1 protein-coding gene is annotated in these 549 nt (G+C 69.6%); it reads right to left on the minus strand.

The window, feature by feature from the left end; all coding sequences use genetic code 11:
• Positions 1–136: 136 nt before the first annotated feature.
• A partial coding sequence (locus ACLQ23_RS31595; RefSeq protein ID WP_425881540.1) for a tyrosine-type recombinase/integrase occupies positions 137–549 on the minus strand: 413 nt, incomplete at its 5' end.

Raw genomic sequence — 549 nt, forward strand, 5'->3', positions numbered from 1 at the left:
TGGTGGGGATCTCTGTAGCCCGGCGAAAGGCTATGTGGCCAGGGGCGGGGTCGAACCGCCGACCTTCCGATTTTCAGGCACGTGCATTTCCGCAGGTCAGAACGTCGCAGGGGGCCGCCGTGTGATCGTCGTGCGACTAGCTCCGCATCGTGATGTGCCGGGGCAGCCGTGCGACATCACCGTGTGCAGCGAGTTCCGACAGCGCCTTGGCGATCTCGCGGTCACGCCCGTCGACGGCGTGCAGGTACCGGCGAGCGGCAGCCATGGACGAGTGCCCGAGTCGCTTCATCAGGTCGGCCAGGGTCGCGCCGGTCTGCGCGGCGAGAGTCTGCCCGGTGTGCCGTAGGTCGTGGAAGGTCAGGTCATCGAGGCCCACTTGCTTCCGCGCCCGAACGAACGCCTGATACAGCGTGTTGCCGCGCAGCGGTGATCCGTCGCGACTCACGAACAGCCGATCGGAGCCGGCGTACTCATCAAGGCGGCCCGCAAGCGGGCCGCGCCGGCCCGGCCCCGGCCTGCTGGCGACCTCCGGCCGGCATCGGCCGGGCC

Origin of the sequence: Micromonospora sp. DT41 (genome assembly GCF_049841715.1) — a bacterium.
In the GTDB taxonomy this organism is placed as follows: Bacteria; Actinomycetota; Actinomycetes; order Mycobacteriales; family Micromonosporaceae; genus Micromonospora; species Micromonospora profundi.